This is a genomic window from Mixta calida (genome assembly GCF_002953215.1).
GTDB classification, from domain to species: domain Bacteria; phylum Pseudomonadota; class Gammaproteobacteria; order Enterobacterales; family Enterobacteriaceae; genus Mixta; species Mixta calida.
The window spans coordinates 1426131-1450983 of sequence record NZ_CP026378.1 but is presented as its reverse complement, the minus strand read 5'-3'; the positions used below and the strand labels follow the sequence as shown (position 1 = coordinate 1450983).

At 60.3% G+C, this 24853-nt stretch carries 22 protein-coding genes, 1 pseudogene and 1 riboswitch; of the genes and pseudogenes, 8 read left to right on the top strand and 15 right to left on the bottom strand.

Annotation, left to right across the window (positions count from 1 at the left end; translation table 11 throughout):
• Positions 1-10: 10 nt before the first annotated feature.
• The 3 genes from dusC to C2E16_RS06875 all read right to left on the bottom strand — a co-directional run bounded on the left by dusC (position 11) and on the right by C2E16_RS06875 (position 3231).
• A complete protein-coding gene (dusC, locus tag C2E16_RS06885; RefSeq protein ID WP_038627259.1) occupies positions 11-961 on the bottom strand; it encodes a tRNA dihydrouridine(16) synthase DusC in 951 nt (316 codons plus the stop codon).
• Positions 962-1105: 144 nt separating this feature from the next.
• Positions 1106-2602 carry an ATP-dependent RNA helicase RhlE gene (gene rhlE, locus C2E16_RS06880; protein WP_038627260.1) on the bottom strand — a complete coding sequence of 499 codons (1497 nt, stop codon included), beginning with the start codon at positions 2600-2602 and terminating at the stop codon, positions 1106-1108.
• 236 nt (positions 2603-2838) lie between these two features.
• On the bottom strand, positions 2839-3231 hold the full coding sequence (locus C2E16_RS06875; RefSeq protein WP_038627262.1) for a YbhQ family protein: 393 nt from the start codon (positions 3229-3231) through the stop codon (positions 2839-2841).
• A 178-nt stretch (positions 3232-3409) separates the two neighbouring features.
• Between C2E16_RS06875 and C2E16_RS06870 the strand changes: the two genes are divergently transcribed.
• The 3 genes and pseudogenes from C2E16_RS06870 to C2E16_RS06860 all read left to right on the top strand — a co-directional run.
• Positions 3410-4171, top strand: a complete 762-nt coding sequence (locus C2E16_RS06870; RefSeq protein WP_038627264.1) for an endonuclease/exonuclease/phosphatase family protein — start codon at positions 3410-3412, stop codon at positions 4169-4171.
• Positions 4168-5412, top strand: coding sequence for a cardiolipin synthase ClsB (gene clsB, locus C2E16_RS06865; RefSeq protein ID WP_038627266.1), 1245 nt, complete (start codon positions 4168-4170; stop codon positions 5410-5412). Before C2E16_RS06870 ends, clsB begins: the two co-directional genes overlap by 4 nt.
• Positions 5412-6371, top strand: a pseudogene (locus tag C2E16_RS06860) (lysylphosphatidylglycerol synthase domain-containing protein); the annotation flags it as partial. The gene clsB and the pseudogene C2E16_RS06860, both read left to right, overlap by 1 nt.
• A gap of 773 nt (positions 6372-7144) precedes the next feature.
• Here C2E16_RS06860 and C2E16_RS06855 read toward each other — a convergent pair.
• A complete protein-coding gene (locus C2E16_RS06855; RefSeq protein ID WP_038627267.1) occupies positions 7145-7855 on the bottom strand; it encodes a Bax inhibitor-1/YccA family protein in 711 nt (236 codons plus the stop codon).
• Positions 7856-8053: 198 nt separating this feature from the next.
• Between C2E16_RS06855 and C2E16_RS06850 the strand changes: the two genes are divergently transcribed.
• Positions 8054-10000 (top strand): methyl-accepting chemotaxis protein, encoded by a 1947-nt coding sequence (locus C2E16_RS06850; protein ID WP_084971258.1) that lies wholly within the window; start codon positions 8054-8056, stop codon positions 9998-10000.
• Between the two features lie 60 nt (positions 10001-10060).
• On the opposite strand, the gene C2E16_RS06845 is transcribed toward C2E16_RS06850, so the two are convergent.
• Positions 10061-11149 (bottom strand): DUF1615 domain-containing protein, encoded by a 1089-nt coding sequence (locus C2E16_RS06845; protein WP_084971256.1) that lies wholly within the window; start codon positions 11147-11149, stop codon positions 10061-10063.
• Between the two features lie 158 nt (positions 11150-11307).
• Between C2E16_RS06845 and C2E16_RS06840 the strand changes: the two genes are divergently transcribed.
• Positions 11308-12102, top strand: a complete 795-nt coding sequence (locus C2E16_RS06840) for an OBAP family protein (protein WP_038627271.1) — start codon at positions 11308-11310, stop codon at positions 12100-12102.
• On the opposite strand, the gene moaE is transcribed toward C2E16_RS06840, so the two are convergent.
• The 5 genes from moaE to moaA form a co-directional block, all read right to left on the bottom strand.
• Positions 12099-12551, bottom strand: a complete 453-nt coding sequence (gene moaE, locus C2E16_RS06835; RefSeq protein ID WP_038627273.1) for a molybdopterin synthase catalytic subunit MoaE — start codon at positions 12549-12551, stop codon at positions 12099-12101. The genes C2E16_RS06840 and moaE overlap by 4 nt on opposite strands.
• Before the next feature lies 1 nt (position 12552).
• Positions 12553-12798, bottom strand: a complete 246-nt coding sequence (gene moaD / locus C2E16_RS06830; RefSeq protein ID WP_038627276.1) for a molybdopterin synthase sulfur carrier subunit — start codon at positions 12796-12798, stop codon at positions 12553-12555.
• Entirely contained in the window at positions 12791-13276 is a 486-nt protein-coding gene (gene moaC, locus C2E16_RS06825) for a cyclic pyranopterin monophosphate synthase MoaC (protein WP_038627278.1), read from the bottom strand. Before moaC ends, moaD begins: the two co-directional genes overlap by 8 nt.
• Positions 13277-13278: 2 nt before the next feature.
• Entirely contained in the window at positions 13279-13794 is a 516-nt protein-coding gene (gene moaB / locus C2E16_RS06820) for a molybdenum cofactor biosynthesis protein B (protein ID WP_038627280.1), read from the bottom strand.
• A gap of 13 nt (positions 13795-13807) precedes the next feature.
• Positions 13808-14797, bottom strand: coding sequence for a GTP 3',8-cyclase MoaA (moaA, locus tag C2E16_RS06815; protein WP_145055580.1), 990 nt, complete (start codon positions 14795-14797; stop codon positions 13808-13810).
• Positions 14784-14916: riboswitch (molybdenum cofactor riboswitch) on the bottom strand. It overlaps the preceding gene by 14 nt.
• Positions 14917-15222: 306 nt before the next feature.
• On the opposite strand from moaA, the gene C2E16_RS06810 reads away from it, so the two are divergent.
• On the top strand, positions 15223-16131 hold the full coding sequence (locus C2E16_RS06810; RefSeq protein WP_084971253.1) for a gluconeogenesis factor YvcK family protein: 909 nt from the start codon (positions 15223-15225) through the stop codon (positions 16129-16131).
• Positions 16132-16164: 33 nt separating this feature from the next.
• Here C2E16_RS06810 and uvrB read toward each other — a convergent pair whose 3' ends face one another.
• A complete protein-coding gene (gene uvrB, locus C2E16_RS06805) occupies positions 16165-18186 on the bottom strand; it encodes an excinuclease ABC subunit UvrB (protein WP_038627287.1) in 2022 nt (673 codons plus the stop codon).
• Between the two features lie 903 nt (positions 18187-19089).
• Between uvrB and C2E16_RS06800 the strand changes: the two genes are divergently transcribed.
• Positions 19090-19806 carry an ABC transporter ATP-binding protein gene (locus C2E16_RS06800; RefSeq protein WP_038627289.1) on the top strand — a complete coding sequence of 239 codons (717 nt, stop codon included), beginning with the start codon at positions 19090-19092 and terminating at the stop codon, positions 19804-19806.
• On the opposite strand, the gene bioD is transcribed toward C2E16_RS06800, so the two are convergent.
• Genes bioD through bioB form a run of 4 tightly spaced genes read right to left on the bottom strand, consistent with a single transcriptional unit; the run spans position 19803 to position 23406 of the window.
• On the bottom strand, positions 19803-20489 hold the full coding sequence (bioD, locus tag C2E16_RS06795) for a dethiobiotin synthase (RefSeq protein ID WP_038627290.1): 687 nt from the start codon (positions 20487-20489) through the stop codon (positions 19803-19805). The genes C2E16_RS06800 and bioD overlap by 4 nt on opposite strands.
• Positions 20482-21240 (bottom strand): malonyl-ACP O-methyltransferase BioC, encoded by a 759-nt coding sequence (gene bioC, locus C2E16_RS06790; RefSeq protein WP_038627291.1) that lies wholly within the window; start codon positions 21238-21240, stop codon positions 20482-20484. The genes bioD and bioC overlap by 8 nt, the downstream gene beginning before the upstream one ends.
• Positions 21221-22375 (bottom strand): 8-amino-7-oxononanoate synthase, encoded by a 1155-nt coding sequence (gene bioF, locus C2E16_RS06785; RefSeq protein WP_038627292.1) that lies wholly within the window; start codon positions 22373-22375, stop codon positions 21221-21223. The genes bioC and bioF overlap by 20 nt, the downstream gene beginning before the upstream one ends.
• Positions 22375-23406 (bottom strand): biotin synthase BioB, encoded by a 1032-nt coding sequence (gene bioB, locus C2E16_RS06780; protein ID WP_038627293.1) that lies wholly within the window; start codon positions 23404-23406, stop codon positions 22375-22377. The genes bioF and bioB overlap by 1 nt, the downstream gene beginning before the upstream one ends.
• An 85-nt stretch (positions 23407-23491) precedes the next feature.
• Here bioB and bioA point away from each other — a divergent pair, with 85 nt between their 5' ends.
• On the top strand, positions 23492-24784 hold the full coding sequence (gene bioA, locus C2E16_RS06775; protein WP_038627294.1) for an adenosylmethionine--8-amino-7-oxononanoate transaminase: 1293 nt from the start codon (positions 23492-23494) through the stop codon (positions 24782-24784).
• The last annotated feature ends 69 nt before the right edge of the window (positions 24785-24853 follow it).

The window sequence follows — 24853 nt, the reverse complement described above, 5'->3', positions numbered from 1 at the left end:
TACAAAACAGTTACACCATTGCCTGCTCGCAGTGACGATCGATCGCCGCCGCAATTTCCGGCGAGGTTTTCAGCGTGCGCACGGTGGTGAACAGTCCGTCCGCCTCTGGGTAGGCCTTGCGCAGATAACCGAGCCACTGTTTGATGCGCGCCACGTGATACATGCCGGTGTCGCCCTGCTTTTCCAGCCGGGTGTAACGATGCAGCAGCGCCATCACCTGCGGCCAGGGCATCGGCGGTTCGTTATATTTCACCACCCGGCTGAGGTTAGGCACGTTCAACGCGCCGCGTCCGATCATCACCGCATCGCAGCCGGTTTGCGCCATGCACTGCTGCGCGCTCTCCCAGTCCCAGATTTCGCCGTTGGCGATCACCGGGATACGCAGACGCTGACGAATTTCACCGATCGCCTGCCAGTTGATGCATTCGGCGCGGTAGCCTTCCTCTTTGGTGCGACCATGCACCACCAGCTCGCTGGCGCCCGCCTGCTGCACCGCATCAGCGATCTCAAAGCGCTTATCGCCGGAATCCCAACCCAGCCGCACTTTTACCGTCACCGGCAGATGATCGGGCACCGCCTCGCGCATCGCCTTCGCGCCGCGATAGATCAGTTCCGGGTCTTTTAACAGCGTGGCGCCGCCGCCGCTGCCGTTGACCAGCTTCGAGGGGCAGCCGCAGTTCAGATCGACGCCCCAGGAGCCCAGTTCCGCCGCGCGGGCGGCGTTTTCCGCCAGCCACTGCGGGTGCTGGCCCAGCAGCTGCACCCGCACCAGCGTGCCGGAAGAGGTGCGGCTCTGCTGCCGCAGCTCCGGGCAGAGGCGCAGAAACGATTTTACCGGCAGCAGCTGATCCACCACGCGCAAAAATTCGGTGATGCAGAGATCGTAATCGTTTACCGAGGTCAGCAATTCGCGCACCAGCGAATCGAGAACCCCCTCCATCGGCGCCAGTAACACCCGCATGAGAACACCCTTTGAAAAATTTGACGCGCAAGTTTACGCCTTTTGCGCCGCGCTGAACATCGTCGGCGCGCGCTTTGTGGCGACGGCGAGACAAAAAAAACGGCCACCGCAAGGGTGGCCGTCTGTTGCCGTCGCGAGACGCGATTAACGATTGCCGGCAGGCTTATCGCTGCGCGGACGCGCTGAACGCTGGCCGCTGCGCTCGCCGGAAGGACGACGCGGCTGGCTGCCGTCACGATCGCCGGAGAGACGACGCGACGGCGCGCCTTCGCCGGAAGGACGGCGCGGTGCGTTGCCTTCACCGCTGCGGCGCGGCGCGTTGCCTTCGCCTGAGGTGCGGCGCGGCTGACGTTCGCCGGACGCGCTCTGACGCTGGCCTGCCGGACGATCGCCGCCCTGCCCGCCGCGCGCGGACTGACCGCGTCCGCCCTGGCTGCGACCGCCGCCGCCGTTGCCGCCGCGCTGTTGACGACCGTTAACGATCGGCTCTGCTTTGATGTTCGGGTCCGGCTCAAAGCCCGGCAGCGCCATGCGCGGAATTTCACGCTTCAGCAAACGTTCGATATCGCGCAACAGTTTATGTTCGTCCACGCAAACCAGCGAGAGCGCCTCGCCGGTTGCCGCCGCGCGGCCGGTACGACCGATACGGTGTACATAATCTTCCGGCACGTTGGGCAGCTCGTAGTTCACCACGTGCGGCAGTTCTTCGATATCCAGGCCGCGCGCGGCGATGTCGGTCGCCACCAGCACGCGAATATGACCGCTTTTGAAGTCGCTCAGCGCACGGGTGCGCGCGCCCTGGCTTTTGTTGCCGTGAATCGCAGCAGCGGTGATACCGTCTTTATTGAGCTGTTCAGCAAGGTGGTTGGCGCCGTGTTTGGTGCGGGTGAAAACCAGCACCTGCTGCCAGTTGCCCTGACCGATCATCAGCGACAACAGTTCCCGCTTACGCTTTTTATCTACAAAGTGAACGTGCTGCGTCACCTGCTCAGAGGCGGTGTTGCGGCGCGCGACTTCCACCTGGCTTGGGTTATCCAGCAGCTTCTCGGCAAGAGTTTTGATCTCATCGGAGAAGGTGGCGGAAAACAGCAGGTTCTGGCGTTTCGCCGGCAGGCGCGCCAGCACGCGGCGGATATCGTGGATAAAGCCCATATCGAGCATGCGGTCCGCTTCATCCAGCACCAGCATTTCCACATGGGAGAGATCGACCGCGTTTTGCTGCGCCAGGTCGAGCAGACGGCCCGGCGTCGCCACCAGCAGATCGACGCCGCCGCGCAGCTTCATCATCTGCGGATTGATGCTGACGCCGCCGAATACCACCAGCGAACGCAGGTTCAGGTATTTACTGTAGTCGCTGACGTTTTCGCCGATCTGCGCCGCCAGTTCACGCGTCGGGGTTAAGATCAGCGCGCGCACCGGGCGACGGCCTTTCGCCGGCTGCGCTTTGGCGCTCAGCAGCTGCAGGATCGGCAGGGTAAAACCGGCGGTTTTACCGGTGCCGGTTTGGGCGCTGGCCATCAGATCGCGCCCTTCCAATACCACAGGGATCGCCTGACGCTGTACGGGGGTGGGATCACGATAGCCTTGCTCGGCAACGGCACGCAAAATATCGGCGTTAAGGCCGAGAGAATCAAAAGACATAGGGGTTCAACTCCGGTTCCGCCCTGACCGTCGTTAACGGTGCAGTTTCCAGGGGGAGATCATGACGCTTGTTGAGCAAGCGGTTGAAAGGGCACAAACTACGGTGCGTAATGAGATCAGTGTAACAGTTTACGCGTCGGGGGGATAGCGGCGCGCGGCGACAGAATGAAAAAGCGCGCGGTGCAATAAAAACGGGGCCGCGCGATGCGGCCCCGACGTTTTGCAGCAAGCCTTGCTTAACTGCGTTTCTTTTCCACGCGCGGCGTCTGCTCTTTGACCAGCAGCGACACCAGCGCCGGGCCCACCAGCATCACCAGGCCGAGACAGGCCAGCAGCAGGTTGTTATGCAGCAGGCGGGACACCAAAAACAGCACCAGCATCGCGGCGCCGAAGTAGTAGGTTGTGGTGATCTCTTCTAAAAAGTCACCAACCCGACGCAGCCGAGCAATTCGCTGCGTCAGCAGCATCGCGATAAATACTGCGGCGTAAGCGGCCACCAGTACGCTACTTACTTCCACCAACGCCCTCTCCCGCCAGCCCCAAAACAGGGCGACAAACATCATCAGATGCAAAGAGATATGCAGGCAGGGTTGGCCGGTCGCAATCTGTATACGATTAAACCATTTCATCCTCTTCTCCCGGCAGCGTCCGAAACGCTGCCCAAGTTGCCGGCAGAGCCGGTGACGAATCCCCTCAATGTAACGCAAATTTCAGACAATGCCGCAAATCACAGCGGAAGTCAGCACCCTTTTGTGACAAAGACTACACTTTATCGGAAATCAAAACAAAAAGGAGAGCGCCCCCAGTATGTCACAAAAAGCGCAAGGATTTTCCTTTAAAGTCCTGACAATTAATACACATAAGGGTTTTACCAGTTTCAACCGGCGCTTTATTTTACCGGAGCTGCGCGAAGCAGTACGCGCGACCTCCGCCGATATCGTTTTTCTACAGGAGGTGATGGGCACGCACGCCGTCCATCCGATGCAGGTGGAAAACTGGCCGGACACGCCCCACTACGAGTTCCTGGCTGACACCATGTGGAACGATTACGCTTATGGACGCAATGCGGTCTATCCTGAAGGCCATCACGGCAACGCTGTACTGTCGCGCTTTCCCATCATCGACTATGAAAACCGCGATATTTCCGTCGCGGGGACGGAAAAGCGCGGCGTGCTGCACTGCCGCCTGCAGCTCCCGGATAACGATCGGGAGCTGCATGTGATGTGCGTGCATCTTGGCCTGCGCGACGCGCACCGCCATGCGCAGATGAAAATGATGTGCGAAATGATCGCCAATATCCCCGCCGACGCGCCGCTGGTGGTGGCGGGCGATTTTAACGACTGGCAAACGCGCGCCAATAAGATGCTGAAGCGCTGCGCCAATCTGGATGAGGTCTTCAGCGTTAAAAATGGCCGCCCTGCGCGTACCTTTCCGGCGCGTTTTCCCGTGCTGCGTCTCGATCGTATTTATGTACGCAACGCGGAAGTCAGTCAGCCCTGGGCGTTACCTGTGCGGCCATGGTCACACCTTTCCGATCATGCGCCGCTGGCCGTGGAGATCCATTTATGACAATGAGCTGGCGCGACGGTAACCGTATTCAACTGCTGGAGAACGGTGAACAATTTTTCCCGCGCGTATTCGGCGCGATTCGGCGGGCGCAGCACAGCGTGTTGCTGGAAACCTTTATTCTGTTTGAGGACGATGTCGGCAACGCGCTGCACCGCGAGCTGCTGGCGGCGGCGCAGCGCGGCGTGAAAATCGAGATGATGGTGGACGGCTACGGCTCGCCCGATCTGTCGGATGAGTTTGTCTCCAGCCTGACCTCGGCGGGGGTGCGCTTTCTTTATTACGATCCGCGTCCGCTGGTGATGGGCATGCGCACCAACGTGTTTCGTCGCCTGCACCGCAAGATCGTGGTGGTGGACGGCGCGATCGCTTTTGTCGGCGGCATCAACTTTTCCGCCGAGCACAACACCGATTTCGGCCCGGAAGCCAAGCAGGACTATGCCATTGAGGTGAAGGGGCCGATTGTCGACGATATCGGCCGCTTTGTGCAGGAGGCGATCGGCAGCGAAGCGAATACCCATCGCTGGTGGGGCCACCGTTCGCATCGTCCGGCGGTGAATCAGCAGCCGGGCGACGCGCAGGCGCTGTTCGTTTACCGCGATAACGATGAGCATCGTGACGATATCGAACAACACTATCTGGAGATGCTGGGCAACGCCAAAGAGGATGTGATTATCGCCAATGCCTATTTCTTCCCCGGCTATCGGCTGCTACGCGAAATGAAAAACGCCGCCCAGCGCGGCGTGCGGGTGCGTCTGATTGTGCAGGGCGAACCGGATATGCCGATTGTGAAGGTGGGCGCCGAGCTGCTCTATAACTATCTGGTGGAGGGCGGCGTCGAGGTTTACGAATATATTCGTCGTCCGCTGCACGGCAAGGTGGCGGTGGCTGACAGACAGTGGGCGACGGTCGGCTCCAGCAACCTGGACCCGCTGAGCCTGTCGCTGAATCTGGAGGCCAACCTGATTATTCACGACAGGCAGTTTAATCAGACGCTGCGCGATAACCTGGAGCGCCTGTTACAGGAAGATTGCGTACGCGTGCAGGAGGATAAGCTGCCGAAGCGTACCTGGCTGCAACTGAGCAAGAGCATTATTGTTTTCCATTTTCTGCGTCATTTTCCCGCCATCGCCGGCTGGCTGCCTGCCCATACGCCAAAAGTAAAGCAGGTGCCACCGCCGGTGCAGCCGGAACTGGAAACGCAGGACCGCGTCGATACCGATAAACAGGGAGTCGAATCCTGATGGCAAAAGCTCATTCAAAATGGAAAATGGCCAAGAAGATCCTCACCTGGCTGTTTTTTATCGCCGTGGTCGTGCTGCTGGTGGTCTACGCCCGCAAAGTGAACTGGGAAGATGTCTGGAAGGTTATCGTCAACTATAACCGCGTCGCAATCCTCAGCGCGGTGGGTCTGGTGATTATCAGCTATCTCGCTTACGGCGGATACGATCTGATTGGCCGCGCTTACTGCGGGCATAAGCTGGCGAAGCGCCAGGTCATGCTGGTGTCGTTTATCTGCTACGCCTTTAACCTGACGCTCAGTACCTGGGTCGGCGGCGTCGCGATGCGCTATCGGCTCTACTCACGGCTCGGTTTAAGCGGCAGTACCATTACGCGCATTTTTTCGCTCAGCATCGCCACTAACTGGCTCGGCTATATTCTGCTGGCGGGAGTATTGTTTACCGCGGGCATGGTGCCGATTCCGCCCGGCTGGTTTATCGGCGAAGGGACGCTGCGGCTGATTGGCGGCCTGCTGGCGTTGCTGGTGGTGATTTATCTGGCGGCCTGCGCCTTTTCCAAACGGCGGCGCTGGACGATTCGCGGACAGAAGCTGGCGCTGCCTTCGTTGCGTATGGCGCTGTTTCAGTTTGCGATTTCCTGCGCCAACTGGATGGTGATGGGGATGATTATCTGGCTGCTGCTGGGGCAGAAAGTGGACTATCCAGTGGTGTTGGGCGTGCTGTTGATCAGCAGCATCGCCGGGGTGATCATTCATATTCCGGCGGGCATCGGCGTGCTGGAGGCGGTGTTCCTGGCGTTGCTGCGCGGCGAACACGCGACGCACGGCGAAATTATCGCCGCCCTGCTCGCCTATCGCGTGCTCTATTTTATTCTGCCGCTGCTGTTGGCGCTGGTGCTTTATCTCTGGCTGGAGAGCCGCGCTAAGCATCTGCGTCAGAAGAATGAGCGCAAGATGCAGCAGCAGGATGATAAGCATCAGCAGAATGAGCAGCAGGATACGCGACAGCTGGCCGAGGCGGACCGGCGTACGTTGCCTGACGATCGTGCGGAGGCGGAGCGACTGCCTGAACCGCAGGGCAAAGGGGTTTAGCGGTGAGGTTGGCCTGAAGCGTTGAAGATGGATCTGAAGCGCTGAAGACTGGCATGAAGCTGAGTTCGGCGCTCGCGCCGGGGTTCAGGCCGATCGTAAAGACGCAAAATCCGTCATCCATGACATGCTCGGCCCGCGCCATCCCTGGCGCGGGACGCTTTACTCCCCGGCCTGAACCCCCGACGCCTTATGTTTCGTGCCCGTTTGCGGCAGGTTTTATGAAGCTTCGGTGGTTGTTGATTTACTCTTTAAGCGTGCGCCGTTTTTTCTTCCTGCCCGGTATGGCTTATGTTCCGTGCCCGTTTGCAGCAGGTTTTATGAAGCTTCGGTGGTTGTTGATTTACTCTTTAAGCGTGCGCCGTTTTTTCTTCCTGCCCGGTATGGCTTATGTTCCGTGCCCGTTTGCAGCAGGTTTTATAAAGCTTCGGTGGTTGTTGATTTACTCTTTAAGCGTGCGCTGTTTTCCTTCCTGCCCGGTATGCCTTATGTTCCGTGCCCGTTCGCGGCAGGTTTTATGCGACTTCAACGATCGGTTGTTCGCTCTTTTAAGCGAGTGCAGTGCTTCTGTCCTGGATTTTACGTTTCGCTTTACGTCCATAAAAAAGGCCGCTCATAAGTGCGGCCTTTTTGCTGCGGCTGGAGGATTAACGGCGGTTGCCGAAAATGCGCAGCAGCATCAGGAACAGGTTGATAAAGTCGAGGTAGAGCGTCAGCGCGCCCATGATGGAGTAGCGACGCAGGTTTTCCTTATCGCGCACGTCAATCTGCTCGCCGATAGCCTTCAGCTTCTGCGTGTCCCAGGCGGTCAGGCCGACAAATACCAGCACGCCGATATAGGTAATCGCCCACATCAACGCCGGGCTTTTCAGCCAGAAGTTGACCAGAGAAGCGAGCAGCAGGCCAATCAGCGCCATAAACAGAATGCTGCCCATTTTGCTCAGGTCGCGTTTGGTGGTGTAGCCCCAGAAGCTCATGACGCCGAACATGCCGGCGGTGATGAAGAAAGTGCTGGCGATGGAAGCATACGTATACGCCAGAAAAATACTGGCCAGCGTCAGGCCGGTCAGCGCCGAATAGAGCATAAACAGCCCCGTCGCCACCGCTCCGCTCAGCTTATGCACTAGCCCGGAGAGGACAAACACCACCGCCAGCTGGGCAATGATCAGTCCGATGAAGGTGACGCGGTTAGCGAATACCAGCTCCATGACCGCTGGCGTATTGGCGGCGTACCAGGAAATAAACGCGGTCAGCAGCAGACCGCAGGTCATCCAGCCATAAACCTGCGCCATGTAAGTTTGCAGCCCGGTGCCGGCGCGCTGCACGATTGTGTCCTGAGAGTGTGGAAATCGATCCATATATCCCCCTGATTGTGTGAAAAAACTGTTTTACAAGTGTGGCATAGATCTGGCTGGTTGGGCTATTTCTCTGTTGCTGTCCACCTTCCCCGCTGCCGTTCAGTATAAAGTTCAGACGCCGCGCTGCCGATAATCTGAGCAGAAGGAGATTCGCTGACAGGAGGTCTTTTCATTTTTTTGACCTTGCCGGGGAATGTCATGTCTCGTTCACTTACCACAAAGCGCAAAATGCGCACCCGCACGCTGATGCTGATCACCGGCATGCTTACGATTTCTCTCGGTTTTATCCTGACCATCGGCCTGCTGAGCAGCCAGTCGCGTCAACAGCAGCGGCAGCTGGCGCAGGATTACCTGCAACAGATCGCCAAAGCCAACGCCCAACAGGTGCAAAACCGTTTCGACGGCGCGCTGCATGCGGCGCGCGCGCTTGCCACCAGCGCATGGAGCCTGCATCAGGCGGGCCTGACGGAACGTCGCGCGCTGGACCAGCTGCTGCTCGACACCCTGAGCGCCCACAATGATTTTCTTTCCATGTCGCTGGCTTTCGAACCGAACGCCTTTGACGGTAAAGACGCCGCTTTTGCCGGACAGCCGGATCAGGAGCCAACCGGACGCTACGTGCGCTACGTCGCCCGCGACGGCGGTAACAATCCGGCGCTACACAATCTGACCGACTATGAAAAACCGGGCAGCGGCGACTATTACCTGCTGCCGCGTCAACGGATGAAAGAGGTGATTCTGGAGCCTTACCTTTACCCTTACAACGGCGTCGAGGTGATGCTGACCTCCATTGCCGCGCCAATTGTGGTGGGCGGCCAGTTTAAAGGCTCGGTAACCACCGATTTTTCACTGGCGACGCTGCAAAAAGCGATTAGCGCCATTAAGCCCTGGCAGGGTAAAGGCTATGCGTTGCTGCTGTCGAACGAAGGCAAAATTATCGCCAGTCCCGATGCCTCGCAGACGGGTAAAACCTGGCAAGGGGAACAACACAGCGCGACGGGCGTACAGATGTCTGAGGATGCCTGGCTGAAAGAGGCGGCGTTTATCAGTTGGCAGCCAATTAACGTCGGCAACAGCGGCACGCCCTGGCGACTGGCGATTGTCGCGCCGGTAAGCGACGTGATGGCGGCAGCGAACCGGCAACTGGTCTATGCGCTGGTGCTAATGCTGGTAAGCATCGTGGTGGTGTGCGGCGTGCTGGGGCTGATTTTCACCCGTAAAATCGCACGTCCTATTGGCGGCGAGCCGGGAGACGCCGCCAGCCTGGCGCTGGCCGTGGCGCAGGGCGACCTGAGCCAACCGATCAGCGTGCAGGCCAACGATCGCCAGAGCATTTTTTACGCCATGCAAACCATGCAGCAGCAGTTGCGCACCATGGTGGGCGAGATCATGACCGCCAGCGCGTCTGTGCGTAGCGGCGCCAGCGAAATCGCCAGCGGCAACCTGAATCTCTCCTCTCGTACCGAGGAGCAGGCTTCCGCGCTACAGGAGACCGCGGCCAGCATGGAACAGCTGACGGCGACGGTGAAGCTCAACGCCGATAACGCCCACCACGCAACCACCCTGACCGGCAACGCGACGGCGGTGGCGCAGCGCGGCGAGACGCTGGTGCGTCAGGTGGTGGAAATTATGGGACAGATCGACGACAGCTCGCGCAAGATCGGCGATATCACCAGCATGATTAACAGTATCGCCTTTCAGACCAATATCCTTGCGCTGAACGCGGCGGTAGAGGCGGCGCGCGCCGGGGAACAGGGGCGCGGCTTCGCGGTTGTGGCGTCTGAAGTGCGCAATCTGGCGCAGCGCTCCGCCAACGCGGTGAAGGAGATCTCCGCGCTGATTGAAGAGTCGGCGTCGCGCGTCAGCGCAGGCGTTTCGCTGGTCAACGAAACCGGCGAAACCATGCAGGCGATGACCGAATCGGTTTCAGCGGTGCAGGCGATCATTGATGAGATCGTCAACGCTTCCGACGAACAGTCGCTGGGGATCAGCCAGGTAAGCGTGGCGGTCAACGAGATGGACGGCGTTACGCAGCAGAACGCCGCGCTGGTGCAGGAGATGTCCGCCGCCGCCGCCTCGCTGGAGCAGCAGGCGCACCAGCTGGCGGAAACCGTTTCCACCTTTCAGCTGGAACGGCTCGCTTAAAAAGAATGCCCCGACGCGAAGGTCAGGGGCTGTTTTATCGGCGGTGGCTGACGCGCTGATTTACCGGCGCGCCATGCACTGCTGGTAGCGGCTGTTGACGCGCTGGGCGAACCAGGCGGTGGTCAGCTTGCGGGTGATTTTCGGGCTTTCCAGCGCAATGCCGGGCAGCATCTCGCGCGGCAGTCGTCGTCCGGCCTGTTTATCCGCCAGCGCAAACAGCTGTTTCCAGAGTTCGCTCTCTTCAAAATCGGGCTTATCGCCCTTCTCCAGATCGCGGCGGATCGCCCGATCGCTCATATCCAGCTGCGCGCCGACCGTACGCACCGCCAGCTCGGTGGCGCCCGCCTTGTCGGAGCCGTAAAGAATCAGATCGCCGTCCAATGCCAGCTTCATGCCGGTGACGCGCGCCACCGCCGCCTGAAACGCCGCGTTGCGGCTGGCGTACCAGCCGGCGTTGAAATCGGCGAAGCGATAGAGCGGCTCGCTATAGTTTACCGGGTAGCCAAGCAGATGCTTCACGCCAAACCAGATGCCGCCGTGTCGGGTAAAGACCTCCTGGCGGATACTGTTTTTAACCGGCCATGGGTAGCCTTGCGCATTCGCCTCGGCAAAGGCGATGCTGACCTGCATTGGGCCGCCGGTGTGGATCGGGTTCAGGTTGCCGAACAGCGTCTGGCCCATCGGCACCATATTGATGAAATCATCGAAGATAGCGCTCAGCTCTTTCTCCGTGCGCACGCTGTCGAGCCGGTCGGCGTAGCTGCGGCCGTTAGGGGATTTAATCAGCAGCGCGGTGCGCACCAGAAACGCCGGAATATGCAGCCGCGCCGCACGTTTATCGATCTCGCCCCAGGCGATTTTCGGCAGGCCGGGCACCGGCGAATCGGCGTTGAAATTGGTTTCCTGATCGGCAACGGCAATCACCGCGCAGATATGGCTGTCGCTGGCATCGATCTTCTGGGTACGGAAGGCGGTAGCGATATCGCTGGCCCAGTCCGCCTTTTGCCGCACGTCGGAAGGCATCAGCTTCACGACGCGCGCCTGCACCTGCTGCGGCGTTTGCTGCGGCGTCTGCGGCTGTTTGCTGGTACAGCCCGCCAGCGCCAGCAGCGCGGCGAGCGGGAGTGTGCGGAAACGCTGAAATGACATACCTGTCCCTGCCTCTGGTGAGAATAAGCGCACCTTACCCACTGGCGCGCAAAATTGCCAGTTTTGACCCGCCTCCCGTTACCTTCCCTTCGCGCCTTTCACTTTGGCGAATTTACGCTAACGTTAAGAATTGTTAATTGTTATTTCCGGAGTAAAGAATGAAAAAGCTATGGTTGCCGGTGCTTTCAGCATTGATGCTTGCCGGTTGCGGCGCAAATAATACCCCAGCGCAGGTGCAGACGCCCGGCGCGCCGACATCAACAAAAATGAAGCTTCTTGATACCGGCGCCGCCGCGATGCAGTCGCGTCCGCCGATCGACGCCATTAACGCCTATCTCGACGGCTTCCACTTTTACAGCGGCGATAAAAACGGCCAGATGGAAGCGCACCACTACGTCACCATCCTGAACGACGATGTGATGCAGGCGCTGATTTATGACGGCAATACGCGTGACGCGCGTCTGATGGGCGTGGAATATATTATCAGCGAGCGGCTGTTTAAAACGCTGCCGCCGGAAGAGAAGAAACTGTGGCACAGCCACAGCTACGAGGTGAAATCAGGCACGCTGGTGGCGCCGGGACTGCCGGACGCGGCGGATAAGGCGCTAATGACTAAACTGGTGAACACCTATGGCAAAACCTGGCACACCTGGCACACCGACCGCGATAAAACCCTGCCGTTCGGCATTCCGGCGCTGATGATGGGCTTTACCGCCGACGGGCAGCTCGATCAGCGCCTGCTGAAAGATCGCGATGAACGCTTCGGCATCGACAGCCGCAAAATGCGCCAGCAGCGCGCCGATATCGTCGCCAACCCGATCGTCAAAGGCGCCAACGCCTGGCAGGATGGCGATACCATTCAGCTACAGCGCGTTAAGGGCGGCGGCGAGCATGCGCATGGCGATACCGAATTTGGCACTTCAGAACAGACGAAGCGCCACAAAACCCCTTAATCCCAGCGGCCGGCGGCCTGCCTGTCGCTGTCGCGCGCTTCAACCCAGCGGTCGCCCTGCGGCGTCGCTTCCCGTTTCCAGAACGGCGCGCGGGTTTTCAGGTAGTCCATAATAAACCCGGCCGCTTCAAAAGCCGCGCCGCGATGCGCGGCGCTCACGCCGACAAACACAATCTCGTCGCCGGGGAAAAGCTCGCCGACGCGATGAATAACGCTGACCAGATGCAGCGGCCAGCGCGCGCGCGCCTCCTCGACAATCTCCGCCAACGCCTTTTCCGTCATGCCGGGATAATGCTCCAGCGTCAGCGCAGAGACGTTATCGCCCAGATTATGGTTGCGCACTTTGCCGGTAAAGGTGACAACCGCGCCGTCATCGTTACTGGCGGAGAGCCACTGGTACTCTTCGGCCACGCTGAACGGCGGCTGGCCGACGCGAATGCGGGTGGTCATATCAGCCTCCGGTCACCGGCGGGAAGAACGCGACCTCGTCGCCGTCCTGAATCGGGTGCTGTAGCGACACCAGCGTCTGATTCACCGAGGCGAGCAGTTTGCCGGGGCTGAGCGCCAGATCCCAGCGGTCGCCGCGCGCGGCCAGCGCCGCCCGCAGATCTTCTACCGTGGCGTACTCCGCCGTCAGCGACAGCGCGGCGGTCTCCACCAGCTCGCGCACCTGTGCGAAAAACAGTACCTTAATCATGTTCCACCGCCTGAAAATCGCCCGACTTGCCGCCGCTTTTTTGCAGCAGACGCACCGATTCAATCACCATATCTTTCTGCACCGCTTTGCACATATCGTAGATCGTCAGCGCGGCCACCGAGGCAGCGGTCAGCGCCTCCATCTCGACGCCGGTTTTGCCGGTAAGACGGCAAACCGATTCGATGCGCACGCGATTTTTCTCCGGCTCGGCGGTCAGCTCGACTTCTACCTTGCTCAGCATCAGCGGATGGCAGAGCGGGATGAGATCCCAGGTGCGCTTCGCCGCCTGAATGCCAGCGATGCGGGCAGTGGCGAACACGTCCCCTTTGTGGTGACGTCCTTCGATAATCATTTGCAGCGTGGCGGGGGCCATCACGACGCACGCTTCCGCGCGCGCTTCGCGCAGCGTTTCCGCCTTGGCCGAAACGTCGACCATATGCGCTTCGCCGGCGGCGTTGATGTGGGTTAATTGCGACATAGTTACGCTTTTTTCAGATGTGATACGAACTGGCAGGGACGCGTACGGGCATCCAGCTGCTCACAGATAATGCGCTCCCAGGCGGTGCGGCAGGCGGAGGTGGAGCCCGGCATCGCGAAGATCAGCGTCTGGTTGGCCATCCCGGCGACAGCGCGCGATTGCAGCGTCGCGGAGCCGATTTCTTCCCAGGAGAGCATGCGAAACACTTCGCCGAAACCTTCGATTTCGCGGTCGAACAGCGGCAGCAGCGCTTCCGGCGTGCTGTTTTTGCTGTTGAAGCCGGTGCCGCCGTTAATCAAAATCACCTGAATATCGTCGCTGGCGATCCAGCTGGAGACCACCGCGCGAATACGGTAAAGGTTGTCGGCGACAATCGCGTGGTCGAGCACCTGATGGCCCGCCCCGGTCGCCGCTTCGCGCAGATAGTCGCCTGAGGTGTCGTCGTGCGCTTCGCGACGGTCGGAAACGGTCAGTACCGCGATCCGCGTCGCCTGAAATTCCTGAGTGGCTTTGCCCATGCTTTCCTCCAGGTTAGCCGCCGATAAATGAGAGATTCTGCGTGATGCCGGTATTGCCCTGATGCAGGAAGTGCGTCTGCTTTTTACGGCCAAGGCTGGCGGCGATGCGCGCCTGCAACTCCTCCTGCTGCGCGTCGGACGCCAGCAGATCGCGCAGCGGCACGCCGCCGTCGCCGAACAGGCAGAGATGCAGATTGCCGATGGCGGAGACGCGCAGACGGTTGCAGCTGGCGCAGAAATCCTTCTCGTAGGGCATGATCAGGCCGATTTCGCCCTGATAGTCAGGATGGCGGAACACCTGCGCCGGGCCATCGCTGCGGTCGCGCAGCTGGCGTTGCCAGCCCTGCATGATTAACCGATCGCGGATAACCTCGCCGGAAATATGATGGCGCTGAAACAGATCGCCGCCGTCGCCGGTCTCCATCAGTTCGATAAAGCGCAGCTGAATGGGACGATGACGAATCCAGTCGAGGAAGGTTTGCAGGCTGCGATCGTTAACGTCGCGCATCAGCACGCTGTTAACCTTGACCTTGCTGAAGCCTGCCTCGAAGGCGGCGTCGATGCCGCGCATCACCTGATGAAATTTATCCTGGCCGGTGATGGCGTGGAATTGACGGGCGTCAAGACTGTCGACGCTGACGTTGATTGAGGTCAGGCCCGCTTCGCGCCAGCGCGCCACGTCGCGCGCCATGCGGTAGCCATTGGTGGTCACCGCCAGCTGGCGGATGCCGGGGTTTTCGCGCACGGCGGCGATGATATCGACGAAATCGCGGCGCAGGCTCGGCTCGCCGCCGGTAAGACGCACTTTTTCCGTGCCGGCGCTGGCGAAGGCGCGCGTGACGCGGCGGATCTCGTCGAGGGAGAGGAAGCTTTTATTGGTCGCGCCCTGCGGCTTATAGCCGTCAGGCAGACAGTAGGTGCAACGAAAATTGCACACGTCCGTGATCGACAAACGCAAGTAATAGAACTTGCGTGCATAGGAATCAGTAAATTGGTTCACCAGAACACCTTTCCAAAATGGGAGATGCAGTCATTTCTTTCTGCACCCTGGCAGCGCGCGGCTGCGGCCAGTGCCCCCTATCAGATGACGTAGGCGCAAAGGCTTGAGTGTGGTTTTGCCTGTTAAACAGGAACCGACAAATAGTAGCGCTATTTGACAGGGCATGCCACGGTCAATTTCGCTATATAAACGGTTACATAGCGTAATTTCTCTGCCATTTTCTGCATGATGGCGTCAAATTCCTGCATCTTGTCTGACTCAGGCGACAAACGAGGCGTGAACAATGATTGCAATAAGTCATCTGTGGCCGCTGTTTGCGGGATTGCGCAGGGGTAACGTGGCCGCAGAGAGTATTAAACCGGGCGAGAAACTATTATTCTGTGCGCAGCTGACGCCGGATATGGGCGTTATTCACTGTCAGGAGCGTTATGCGTAATCGTACTCTTGCGGATCTGGATCGGGTGGTCGCCCTGGGCGGCGGCCACGGTCTGGGACGCGTCATGTCTGCCCTCGCCCCCCTCGGTTCGCGGCTGACCGGCATCGTCACCACCACCGACAACGGCGGCTCAACCGGACGTATTCGGCGTTCGGAAGGCGGCATCGCCTGGGGCGATATGCGCAACTGCCTGAATCAGCTCATTACCGAGCCGGGCGTCGCGTCATTGATGTTCGAGTATCGCTTTACCGGCAACGGCGAGCTGGCGGGACACAACCTCGGCAACCTGATGCTGAAGGCGCTGGATCACCTCAGCGTGCGCCCGCTGGAAGCGATTAACCTGATTCGCAATATGCTGAAGGTGGATGCCTTTTTGATTCCAATGTCGGAACAGCCGGTCGACCTGGTAGCGACCGACAGCGAAGGCAATATGGTTTATGGCGAAACGGAAATTGATACGCTGAAACAGGCGCCGCAGGAACTGATGCTGCATCCCAACGTGGCGCCGACGCGCGAGGCGATTGAGGCGGTCGCCGAGGCGGACCTGATTCTGATTGGCCCCGGCAGCTTTTTCACCAGTCTGATGCCGGTGCTGCTCATGGCGGAGATGGCGCAGGCGCTGCGCCGTACTCACGCTCCGCTGATTTTTATCGGCAACCTGGGGCGCGAGCTCAGCCCGGCCGCCGCCGCGCTGCGGCTGGAAGATAAGCTGGCGATAATGGAAAACGCGATTGGCAAGAAGGTGATCGACGCGGTTGTGGTTGGCCCGCGCGTCGATACTCAGGGGGTGCAGGATCGTCTGATTGTGCAGCAGCCGCTGGAAGCGGCGGATATTCCCTACCGTCACGACCGCCAGCTGCTGCGCCTGGCGCTGGAAAAAGCATTGCAGGCGCTCGGCTGATGCCGGACGCCTGCCGTTAGCGAAGCGCTCGCCTTACGACGCGGCGATAAAGAGTTCACGCAGCTCATGCAGCTGATCGCGCACGCGCGCCGCCTCTTCGAACTCCAGATTCTGCGCATGCTGCTGCATCTGCCCTTCCAGCTGATGAATTTTCTTTTGCAGCGCCTGCGGCGTCAGCGCCATATAGCTCGCCTCCGCTTCCGCTACGCTGCGGCTGGCCGGTTTGCCGCGCGTTTTTCCTTTGGTCGCGCTCTGGCCCAGCTCAAGAATATCGGTGATTTTCTTGTTGAGGCCCTGCGGCACGATGCCGTGTTCGGCGTTGTACTCAATCTGCTTCTCGCGGCGGCGTTCTGTTTCGCTGATGGCGCGCGCCATTGACGGCGTGATCTTGTCGCCGTAAAGGATCGCCTTGCCGTTGACGTTACGCGCCGCACGGCCGATGGTCTGAATCAGCGAACGCTCGGAGCGCAGGAAGCCCTCTTTGTCGGCGTCGAGGATCGCCACCAGCGACACTTCCGGCATATCCAGCCCCTCACGCAGCAGGTTGATGCCCACCAGCACGTTAAACTCGCCCAGACGCAGGTCGCGGATAATCTCCATACGCTCCACGGTGTCGATATCGGAGTGCAGGTAGCGCACACGCTCGCCGTGCTCGACCAGATACTCGGTCAGATCCTCCGCCATGCGCTTGGTCAGCGTCGTCACCAGCACGCGCTCATTCACCGCTACGCGCTTGCGGATTTCGGAAAGCAAGTCGTCCACCTGCGTGGCGACCGGACGCACCTCGATAATCGGGTCCAGCAGGCCGGTCGGACGCACGACCTGATCGATCACTTCGCCGCCCGATTTTTCCAGCTCGTAGTTGCCCGGCGTCGCGGATACGTAGATGGTCTGCGGCGCCAGCGCCTCGAACTCCTCAAATTTCAGCGGACGGTTATCCAGCGCGGACGGCAGACGGAAACCGTACTCCACCAGCGTCTCTTTGCGCGCGCGGTCGCCGCGATACATGCCGCCGATTTGCGGAATGGTGACGTGCGATTCATCCACCACCAGCAGGCCATCCGCCGGCAGGTAGTCAAACAGGGTCGGCGGCGGCTGGCCCGGTCCGCGCCCGGAAAGGTAGCGCGAATAGTTTTCAATGCCGGAACAGTAGCCCAGCTCGTTCATCATCTCCAGATCGAACTGGGTGCGCTGCGTAATGCGCTGTTCTTCCAGCAGCTTGTTGTTAGCCAGCAGGGTCTTGCGGCGATCGGCCAGCTCCAGCTTGATCTCTTCCATCGCCTGCACGATGCGCTCGCGCGGGGTCACGTAGTGGGTTTTCGGATAGATGGTGAAGCGCGGCACCACCGATTCCACCTGACCGGTCAGGGGATCGAACAAGGAGAGCCGCTCGACCTCTTCGTCGAACAGCTCTACGCGCAGCGCGATATCGTCCGATTCCGCCGGGAAAATATCGATCACTTCGCCGCGTACGCGGAAGGTGCCGCGCTGGAAAGCCTGATCGTTACGGCTGTATTGCAGCTCGGCCAGACGACGCAAAATGCTGCGCTGATCGATAATCATGCCGCGCGACAGATGCAGCATCATTTTCAGATAGAGATCGGGATCGCCCAGACCATAAATAGCGGACACCGACGCCACCACGATCACATCGCGCCGCTCCAGCAGCGCTTTGGTGGCGGAAAGACGCATCTGCTCGATATGTTCGTTCACCGCGGCGTCTTTTTCGATAAAGGTATCAGAGCTGGGAACGTAAGCCTCAGGCTGATAATAGTCGTAGTAAGAAACGAAATACTCAACGGCGTTATCTGGGAAAAACTCTTTCATCTCGCCATAGAGCTGCGCGGCCAGCGTCTTGTTCGGCGCCAGCACCATCGTCGGCCGGTTCAGATCGGCGATAACGTTGGCGACGGTGAATGTTTTCCCGGAGCCGGTCACCCCCAGCAGCGTCTGGTGCGCCAGACCGTCCTCCAGCCCCTCTTTCAGACGGCGGATCGCCTCAGGCTGGTCGCCGGAGGGCTGAAAGGCGGAGTTAAGTTTAAAAGCTTTACTCATTATGAAGGTCTCTGCTGAAGGATTGCACGGACAGGATGGTAATTTTACTCCGCTTCGATGATTTTTCCAGCGCGGGACACTGGATAAATAATCAGTTATTTTGCCCGATCCGCACAAAAAAGGCAAAGCGGAGATTTTAAGGCTTATCATTACACAGCGATAATATTAAGAGGTGCAATGTTATCCCCAACCGATGTGATCCTTTAACATTTGTCAATAGGCGCAGCGCAAAAGCGGCCATGGAAAAAAGCGCGCGCGGCGGCAGGCTTGATTTTAATTAACTTACTGAAAATAAATAAAATATAAATAAAGTCCAGTTTAACGCCAGTTCAGGAAAAAGCCGCGCCCGCTCTGGTCTGCACGTTGTTTTCACTCGGTAATGCACATGGTTATCCACAGGAATAGTGGATAACTGTTTACAGGCCCCGCAACATCGGGGATGGATAAAATTCCCACCGGCGACGTAACGCGAATGAAATATTTTTTTTTCGCCTTTTCGTCGCTTTCCTGCCCCTGATTTTTAGGCCTTAACCCCTGCTATCCGGCATCAGCAAAACTTTTACGCTGTCCGCGTCAATCCGTTATTAATAAATTTTTCTGCCTTATGCTGGGCCGCCTGCACCATAAGCGCGGCGTAACGGGCACTACGAAAGTGCAGAGGATCGGTTCCCTGCATAAATTGTTAAGCAACATTGACCATTTCTCGCTAACGCCTTCCCGCCGTCGCACGCATTTTCCTCTCTTTGCCCGCTGTTGGCCTGCGGATTGCAAGAAAGACGGGTCCTTCTGTGAACATGCTCATCGCGGAAAGGAACGGTGATATGACTCGCCGACGCCTGTTTCCGGCCCGGCTGCAAAGCGGGCCGACAGAATGATGTGAACTGTACGGAAGGGGAATATCAGATGCTGAGTTTACGTTCGGTTAATCAGTTTTACGGTCAGAACCATATTCTGTGGGATGTCGATCTCGATCTGCCGCCCGGCACCTGCACCGGCATTATCGGCCAGCCGGGAATGGGAAAAACCACGCTGGTGAACTGCATCATGGGCCATCTGCCGATCAACAGCGGCAGCATGATGTGGCAGCAGGATGGATCGCCGCCGGAAGATTTGCTGGCGCAGCCGGCGGACAAGCGCGCCCGGCTCGGCATCGGCTATGTGCCGCAGGGACGGCAGATATTCTCGCAGCTCAGCGTGGAGGAGAATTTACTGATTGCGTTGCTGGCCGGTCAGGACGATCGTCACTGCGCCATTCCGCCGCTGGTTTACGACCTGTTTCCGGCGCTGTGGCAGCGTCGCCACCAGCGCAGCGGCGAACTGCCGCTGGAATTGCAGCAGCATCTGGCGCTGGCGAGAGCGCTGACGCTCCAGCCGCGTCTGCTGATTCTGGATGAACCGACAGAAGGAATGTCGCCGTGGCTGGAGGAGGAGACCGGCAATCTGCTGCATCGCCTTAACCATGAGTTCGGCCTGACGATCCTGCTGCTGGAACAGCGCGTCTCGTTTATTCGTCGCGTGGCGGATTACTTTTTGCTGCTGCATCATGGACGCAACGTGGCGCAGGGCCACGTTGCGGAGCTGGATGAATCGGTCGTGGATAAGTGGCTGGCGGTCAGCTAGCGGTGCGGATCGACTTCAGGCAAGCGCAGCCAGTCGCCCAGCCGGTCGTTTTCAACTTCCTCCAGCCAGGGGATCTCGCCGAGAAACGGCGCGGGCAGGCGCTGGCGCAGCGTCGCCAGATACTCCTGATGCCGTCTGCCCGGCGGCTGGATATCGTTGGCGATCCACCCCGCCAATGGCAGGCCTGCGTTCAGCACCGCCTCCGCCGTCAGCAGAGCGTGGTTGATGCAGCCCAGCTTGATGCCCACCACCAAAATCACCGGCAGCCGTTCCTGTTTTACCCAGTCGGCAAAGGTATGCTGCTCTGACAGCGGCGTATACCAGCCGCCCGCGCCTTCCACCAACACCCACTCCGCTTTCGCTCGCAGCGCCGCCAGCCCGGCGGAAAGCTGTGCAAAAGCGATCGGCTGGCCGGTATCGGCGCTGACGATATGCGGCGAGGTCGGCTCCAGAAAAACCAGCGGATTCACCTCTTCGTAGCGCAGCGACAGGCTGCTGTTACGCTGCAACGCCAGCGCATCGCCGTTGCGGATGCCTTCCGACGTCATTTCGCTGCCCGACGCCACCGGCTTATAGCCCGCCGTGGTAAAGCCCGCGCGCGTCGCCGCCTGCAGCAGCGCGCTGCTGACCACGGTTTTGCCCACTTCCGTATCGGTTCCGGTCAGAAACCAGCAGTTACTCACAATCAATCACTCCGGTAATGAGTTGGTAAGAGAGGCGATAGCCCTGCGCGTCCTGCGGCCAGTGCTGCTGCAACTGCATCAGCCGTTGACGCGTCAGCAGGCCGCTGGCGCGGCCCTGATGTATATGGGTAGCGCCGATGCCTTTCAGCGACTGTAAGGCGCTCAGCACATCGGGAAAGTGCTGCGTCACCGTTTCGCTTTCCAGCCGCAGCGCCAGTCCGTCGCATGCCTCGCGAATCGCCGTCTCGGGTAAAAAGGTGTTGACGTGCTGATAGTTGTCCAGCGCTTGCCAGGCGCTGCGCATCTCATGCAGCGAGGCGTCGGCGAGCGTGGAAAAGAGCACGCTGCCGCCGGGACGTGTCACCCGATGCAGTTCGCGGATGCCCTGCGCCAGACTGTCGCACCACTGCACCGCAAGGTTGCTCCAGCTGATATCGACGCTGTGACGTTGCAGCGGCAGCGCCTCGATATCGCCCAGCAGGTAGTGCTGCGCCGAAGCGTCGCGGCGCGCCTGCGCCAGCATGCCCGGCGAGAGATCCAGCGCGATCACCTGATGCCCTTTCTCCCGCCAGCGGCGGCTGAACCAGCCGGTGCCGCAGCCCGCGTCCAGCACCGAGCCGACCTCTGACGGCGGCAGCAGCGCCATAAGACGTTCGCCGCTGTAGCGCTGGAAATCGGCGTAACGTTCGTAACCGTCCGCCGCCCGACCGAACGCCTGCGCGACGGCCTGCTTATTCACTCTGTGCGTCATGCAGCGCCTCCAGCAGCCTGTCAATATCGTCCGCCGTATGGCGCGCCGTCAGGGTGATGCGCAGCCGCGCCGTGCCGGGCGGCACCGTCGGCGGACGGATCGCCGTCACCCAGCAGCCGCGCTCCCGCAGACGGCTGGCGAAAGCGAGCGCCCGCGCCTCCTCGCCGACGATCAGCGGTTGAATCGCAGTGTTTGACGGCGTCAGGGCCAGGCCAAGCTGCCGCGCGCCGTGGCGGAAGCGAGCGATATTCTCCGCCAGCCGCGCGCGCAGATCGTCGCCCTGCTGCACTGCCTGAAGCGCTGCGCGCAGCGCTTCAGCCTGCGCGGGCGGCATCGCGGTGCTGTAGATCAGATGACGAGCGAACTGCAACAGATAGTCGGCGGTCTGCCGATCGCACAGCAGCGCCGCGCCGCTAACGCCGAACGCCTTGCCGAAGGTAACGATTAGCAGCTCCGGCCTGACATCCTGCTGCCAGCAGCTGCCGCGCCCCTGCTCGCCCTGCACCCCGACGCCGTGCGCGTCGTCCACCAGCAGCCAGCCGCCTGCCTGCCGCGTCAGCTGATGCAGCGCGCTCAGCGGCGCGCTGTCGCCGTCCATGCTGAACACGCCTTCGGTCACCACCAGCGTTTCGCCCCCGACGGGCGAAGCCAGCAGCCGATGCAGGCTCTCCGGCTGATTATGAGCGAAGCGCCGCAGCGTGGCCGGACTAAGGCTCGCGGCCTCCAGCAGCGACGCGTGCGACAGCTTATCCGCCAGAATGCGGTCGTCCTGCGCCGCCAGCGCGCCGATCACCGCCTGGTTGGCGGCGTAGCCGGAATTGAACAGCAGCGCGCACGGATAGCCGAGCCAGTCGGCCAGCTCCGCCTCCAGCGCCGCATGGGGCTGAAGATAGCCCGTTACATGCCCGGACGCCCCGGCGCCGATGCCGTAGCGCGCCGCGCCCTGCTGCCAGGCGTCGATAATGCGCGCATCGTCGCTCAGACCAAGATAATCGTTGCTGGCGAAGTTGCGGTAACGCTGGCCTTCATGCCGCAGCCAGCCTGCGCCGTCCGGCGTCAGCAGGCTACGCTGACGCAGACGCTGCTGCTGCCGACGCGTTTGCAGGGCCTCAGCGATGCGATGTTGCCAGCTCATTACTGCGCCGCGTTGTAGTAGTGCGCGGTGTCGGCATTGGCCAGCTGCTGCGCCAGCGCCTGCTGCTGCTCGTTATCGCCCGCGCGGGTATGGGTATGCTCCGGGTTGAGGCCCAGCTTGCGGAACAGCAGCAGATCTTTATCCTCTTCCGGGTTCGGCGTGGTCAGCAGCTTGCAGCCGTAGAAAATGGAGTTGGCGCCCGCCATAAAACACATCGCCTGGGTCTGCTCGCTCATTTGCTCGCGACCGGCGGAAAGGCGTACGTGGGAGGTCGGCATCATAATGCGCGCCACCGCGATGGTGCGGATAAAATCGAACGGATCGACATCCTCGTTTTCCGCCAGCGGCGTGCCTTTGACCTTCACCAGCATATTGATCGGCACGCTTTCCGGCGGCGTCGGCAAATTCGCCAGCTGCACCAGCAGCGCCGCGCGATCTTTCACCTCTTCGCCAAGGCCGACGATGCCGCCCGAACAGACTTTAATCCCCGCTTCACGCACCTTGTCCAGCGTGTCGAGACGCTCCTGATAGGTGCGCGTGGTGATGATATTGCCGTAAAACTCCGGCGAGGTGTCGAGGTTATGGTTGTAAAAATCGAGTCCGGCTTCGCCCAGCCGCTGCGCCTGCGCGTCGCTCAGCGTGCCCAGCGTCATGCAGGTTTCCATCCCCAACGCCTTTACGCCCTGCACCATCTTTTCCAGGTAAGGCATATCGCGGTCGTTGGGGTTTTTCCACGCCGCGCCCATGCAGAAACGCGACGATCCCGCCGCCTTCGCCTTACGTGCCGAGGCCAGCACCTCTTCCACCTCCATCAGGCGCTCCGACTCAAGGCCGGTTTTATAACGGGCGCTCTGCGGGCAATATTTGCAATCCTCCGGGCAGGCGCCGGTCTTGATCGACAACAGCGTACTGACCTGCACCTGTCGCGGATCGAAGTGCTGCCGGTGGACCTGCTGCGCTTCAAACATCAGTTCAAGAAAAGGTTTATTAAACAGGGCCTGAGCCTCTGCCAGCGTCCAGCGCATCGCCATTGCTTACTCCAGAAAGTGTCGTTTTTATTGTGGAACCGAATTATACTTGTAAACTAAATCTTTTCTTTTTGGTTTACAAGTGATCATGACTTCTGACGATCTCGCCTTCGACCGCGACCATATCTGGCATCCTTACACCTCCATGAGCGAACCGCTTCCCTGCTATCCGGTGGTCAGCGCGCAGGGTGTTCATCTGCAGCTGGCTGACGGCCGTCAGCTGGTGGACGGCATGTCTTCATGGTGGGCGGCGATTCACGGCTATAACCATCCGCGCCTCAACCAGGCGCTGCAAACGCAGATGGCGCAGATGTCGCACGTCATGTTCGGCGGCATTACCCATCCTGCCGCCGTGGCGCTCTGCCGCCGCCTGGTGGCGATGACGCCCGCACCGCTGGAGTGCGTGTTTCTGGCGGATTCCGGCTCGGTAGCGGTAGAAGTGGCGATGAAGATGGCGCTGCAATACTGGCAGGCGCGCGGCGAACGGCGCCAGCGCTTTCTGACGCTGCGCCGGGGCTACCACGGCGATACTTTTTCCGCGATGTCGGTCTGCGACCCGGATAACTCCATGCACAGCCTGTGGCAGGGCTATTTGCCGAATCATCTGTTCGCGCCGGCGCCGCAGCGCCGCTTTGACGACAGCTGGGATGAGGCAGATATCGCCGAGTTCGCCGCGCTGATGGAGACGCATGCGGACAGCATCGCGGCGGTCATTCTGGAGCCGATCGTGCAGGGCGCGGGCGGAATGCGCTTTTATCATCCGCGCTATTTGCAGCGGGTGCGCGAGCTGTGCGATCGCCATCAGGTGCTGCTGATTGCTGACGAGATCGCCACCGGCTTCGGCCGCACCGGCGAGCTGTTCGCCTGCGATCATGCTGACATCGCGCCCGATATCCTCTGTCTGGGGAAAGCGCTGACCGGCGGCACCATGACGCTCTCCGCCACGCTCACTACGCGCGTGGTGGCTAACACCATCAGCAACGGCGCGGCGGGCTGCTTTATGCACGGCCCGACCTTCATGGGCAACCCGCTCGCCTGCGCGGTGGCGGAGGCGAGCCTGGCGCTGTTGCAGGAAGGCGAATGGAAACAGCAGGTCGCGGCGATTGAACGGCAGCTGCGCGCGGCGCTGCTGCCGCTGGCCTCTCATCCGCAGGTTGAAGACGCGCGCGTGCTGGGCGCCATCGGCGTGATTGAGAGCCGCCAGCCGGTCAATATGGCCGCCATCCAGCGCTTTTTCGTCGATCAGGGCGTCTGGATCCGGCCCTTTGGCCGCCTGATCTATCTGATGCCGCCCTATGTGATCGATGCCGATCGGCTGGCGCGGCTGACGCAGGCTATTGAAGCGGCGCTGGATCGCCCCGATCTCTTTTTGCCGGCGTGAGCGTGGATGTCCTTTGAGCGCACCGTGGCGTGATGCACTACGCTTTTAGCATCCCCGCAAGCTAAAGGA

Excerpts from the sequence above, each read along its gene's own strand:
- dusC (WP_038627259.1), bottom strand. The coding sequence starts at position 961 with ATGCGGGTGTTACTGGCGCCGATGGAGGGGGTTCTCGATTCGCTGGTG.
- rhlE (WP_038627260.1), bottom strand. The coding sequence starts at position 2,602 with ATGTCTTTTGATTCTCTCGGCCTTAACGCCGATATTTTGCGTGCCGTT.
- C2E16_RS06875 (WP_038627262.1), bottom strand. The coding sequence starts at position 3,231 with ATGAAATGGTTTAATCGTATACAGATTGCGACCGGCCAACCCTGCCTG.
- C2E16_RS06870 (WP_038627264.1), top strand. The coding sequence starts at position 3,410 with ATGTCACAAAAAGCGCAAGGATTTTCCTTTAAAGTCCTGACAATTAAT.
- clsB (WP_038627266.1), top strand. The coding sequence starts at position 4,168 with ATGACAATGAGCTGGCGCGACGGTAACCGTATTCAACTGCTGGAGAAC.
- C2E16_RS06855 (WP_038627267.1), bottom strand. The coding sequence starts at position 7,855 with ATGGATCGATTTCCACACTCTCAGGACACAATCGTGCAGCGCGCCGGC.
- C2E16_RS06850 (WP_084971258.1), top strand. The coding sequence starts at position 8,054 with ATGTCTCGTTCACTTACCACAAAGCGCAAAATGCGCACCCGCACGCTG.
- C2E16_RS06845 (WP_084971256.1), bottom strand. The coding sequence starts at position 11,149 with ATGTCATTTCAGCGTTTCCGCACACTCCCGCTCGCCGCGCTGCTGGCG.
- C2E16_RS06840 (WP_038627271.1), top strand. The coding sequence starts at position 11,308 with ATGAAAAAGCTATGGTTGCCGGTGCTTTCAGCATTGATGCTTGCCGGT.
- moaE (WP_038627273.1), bottom strand. The coding sequence starts at position 12,551 with ATGACCACCCGCATTCGCGTCGGCCAGCCGCCGTTCAGCGTGGCCGAA.
- moaD (WP_038627276.1), bottom strand. The coding sequence starts at position 12,798 with ATGATTAAGGTACTGTTTTTCGCACAGGTGCGCGAGCTGGTGGAGACC.
- moaC (WP_038627278.1), bottom strand. The coding sequence starts at position 13,276 with ATGTCGCAATTAACCCACATCAACGCCGCCGGCGAAGCGCATATGGTC.
- moaB (WP_038627280.1), bottom strand. The coding sequence starts at position 13,794 with ATGGGCAAAGCCACTCAGGAATTTCAGGCGACGCGGATCGCGGTACTG.
- C2E16_RS06810 (WP_084971253.1), top strand. The coding sequence starts at position 15,223 with ATGCGTAATCGTACTCTTGCGGATCTGGATCGGGTGGTCGCCCTGGGC.
- uvrB (WP_038627287.1), bottom strand. The coding sequence starts at position 18,186 with ATGAGTAAAGCTTTTAAACTTAACTCCGCCTTTCAGCCCTCCGGCGAC.
- C2E16_RS06800 (WP_038627289.1), top strand. The coding sequence starts at position 19,090 with ATGCTGAGTTTACGTTCGGTTAATCAGTTTTACGGTCAGAACCATATT.
- bioC (WP_038627291.1), bottom strand. The coding sequence starts at position 21,240 with ATGACGCACAGAGTGAATAAGCAGGCCGTCGCGCAGGCGTTCGGTCGG.
- bioF (WP_038627292.1), bottom strand. The coding sequence starts at position 22,375 with ATGAGCTGGCAACATCGCATCGCTGAGGCCCTGCAAACGCGTCGGCAG.
- bioB (WP_038627293.1), bottom strand. The coding sequence starts at position 23,406 with ATGGCGATGCGCTGGACGCTGGCAGAGGCTCAGGCCCTGTTTAATAAA.
- bioA (WP_038627294.1), top strand. The coding sequence starts at position 23,492 with ATGACTTCTGACGATCTCGCCTTCGACCGCGACCATATCTGGCATCCT.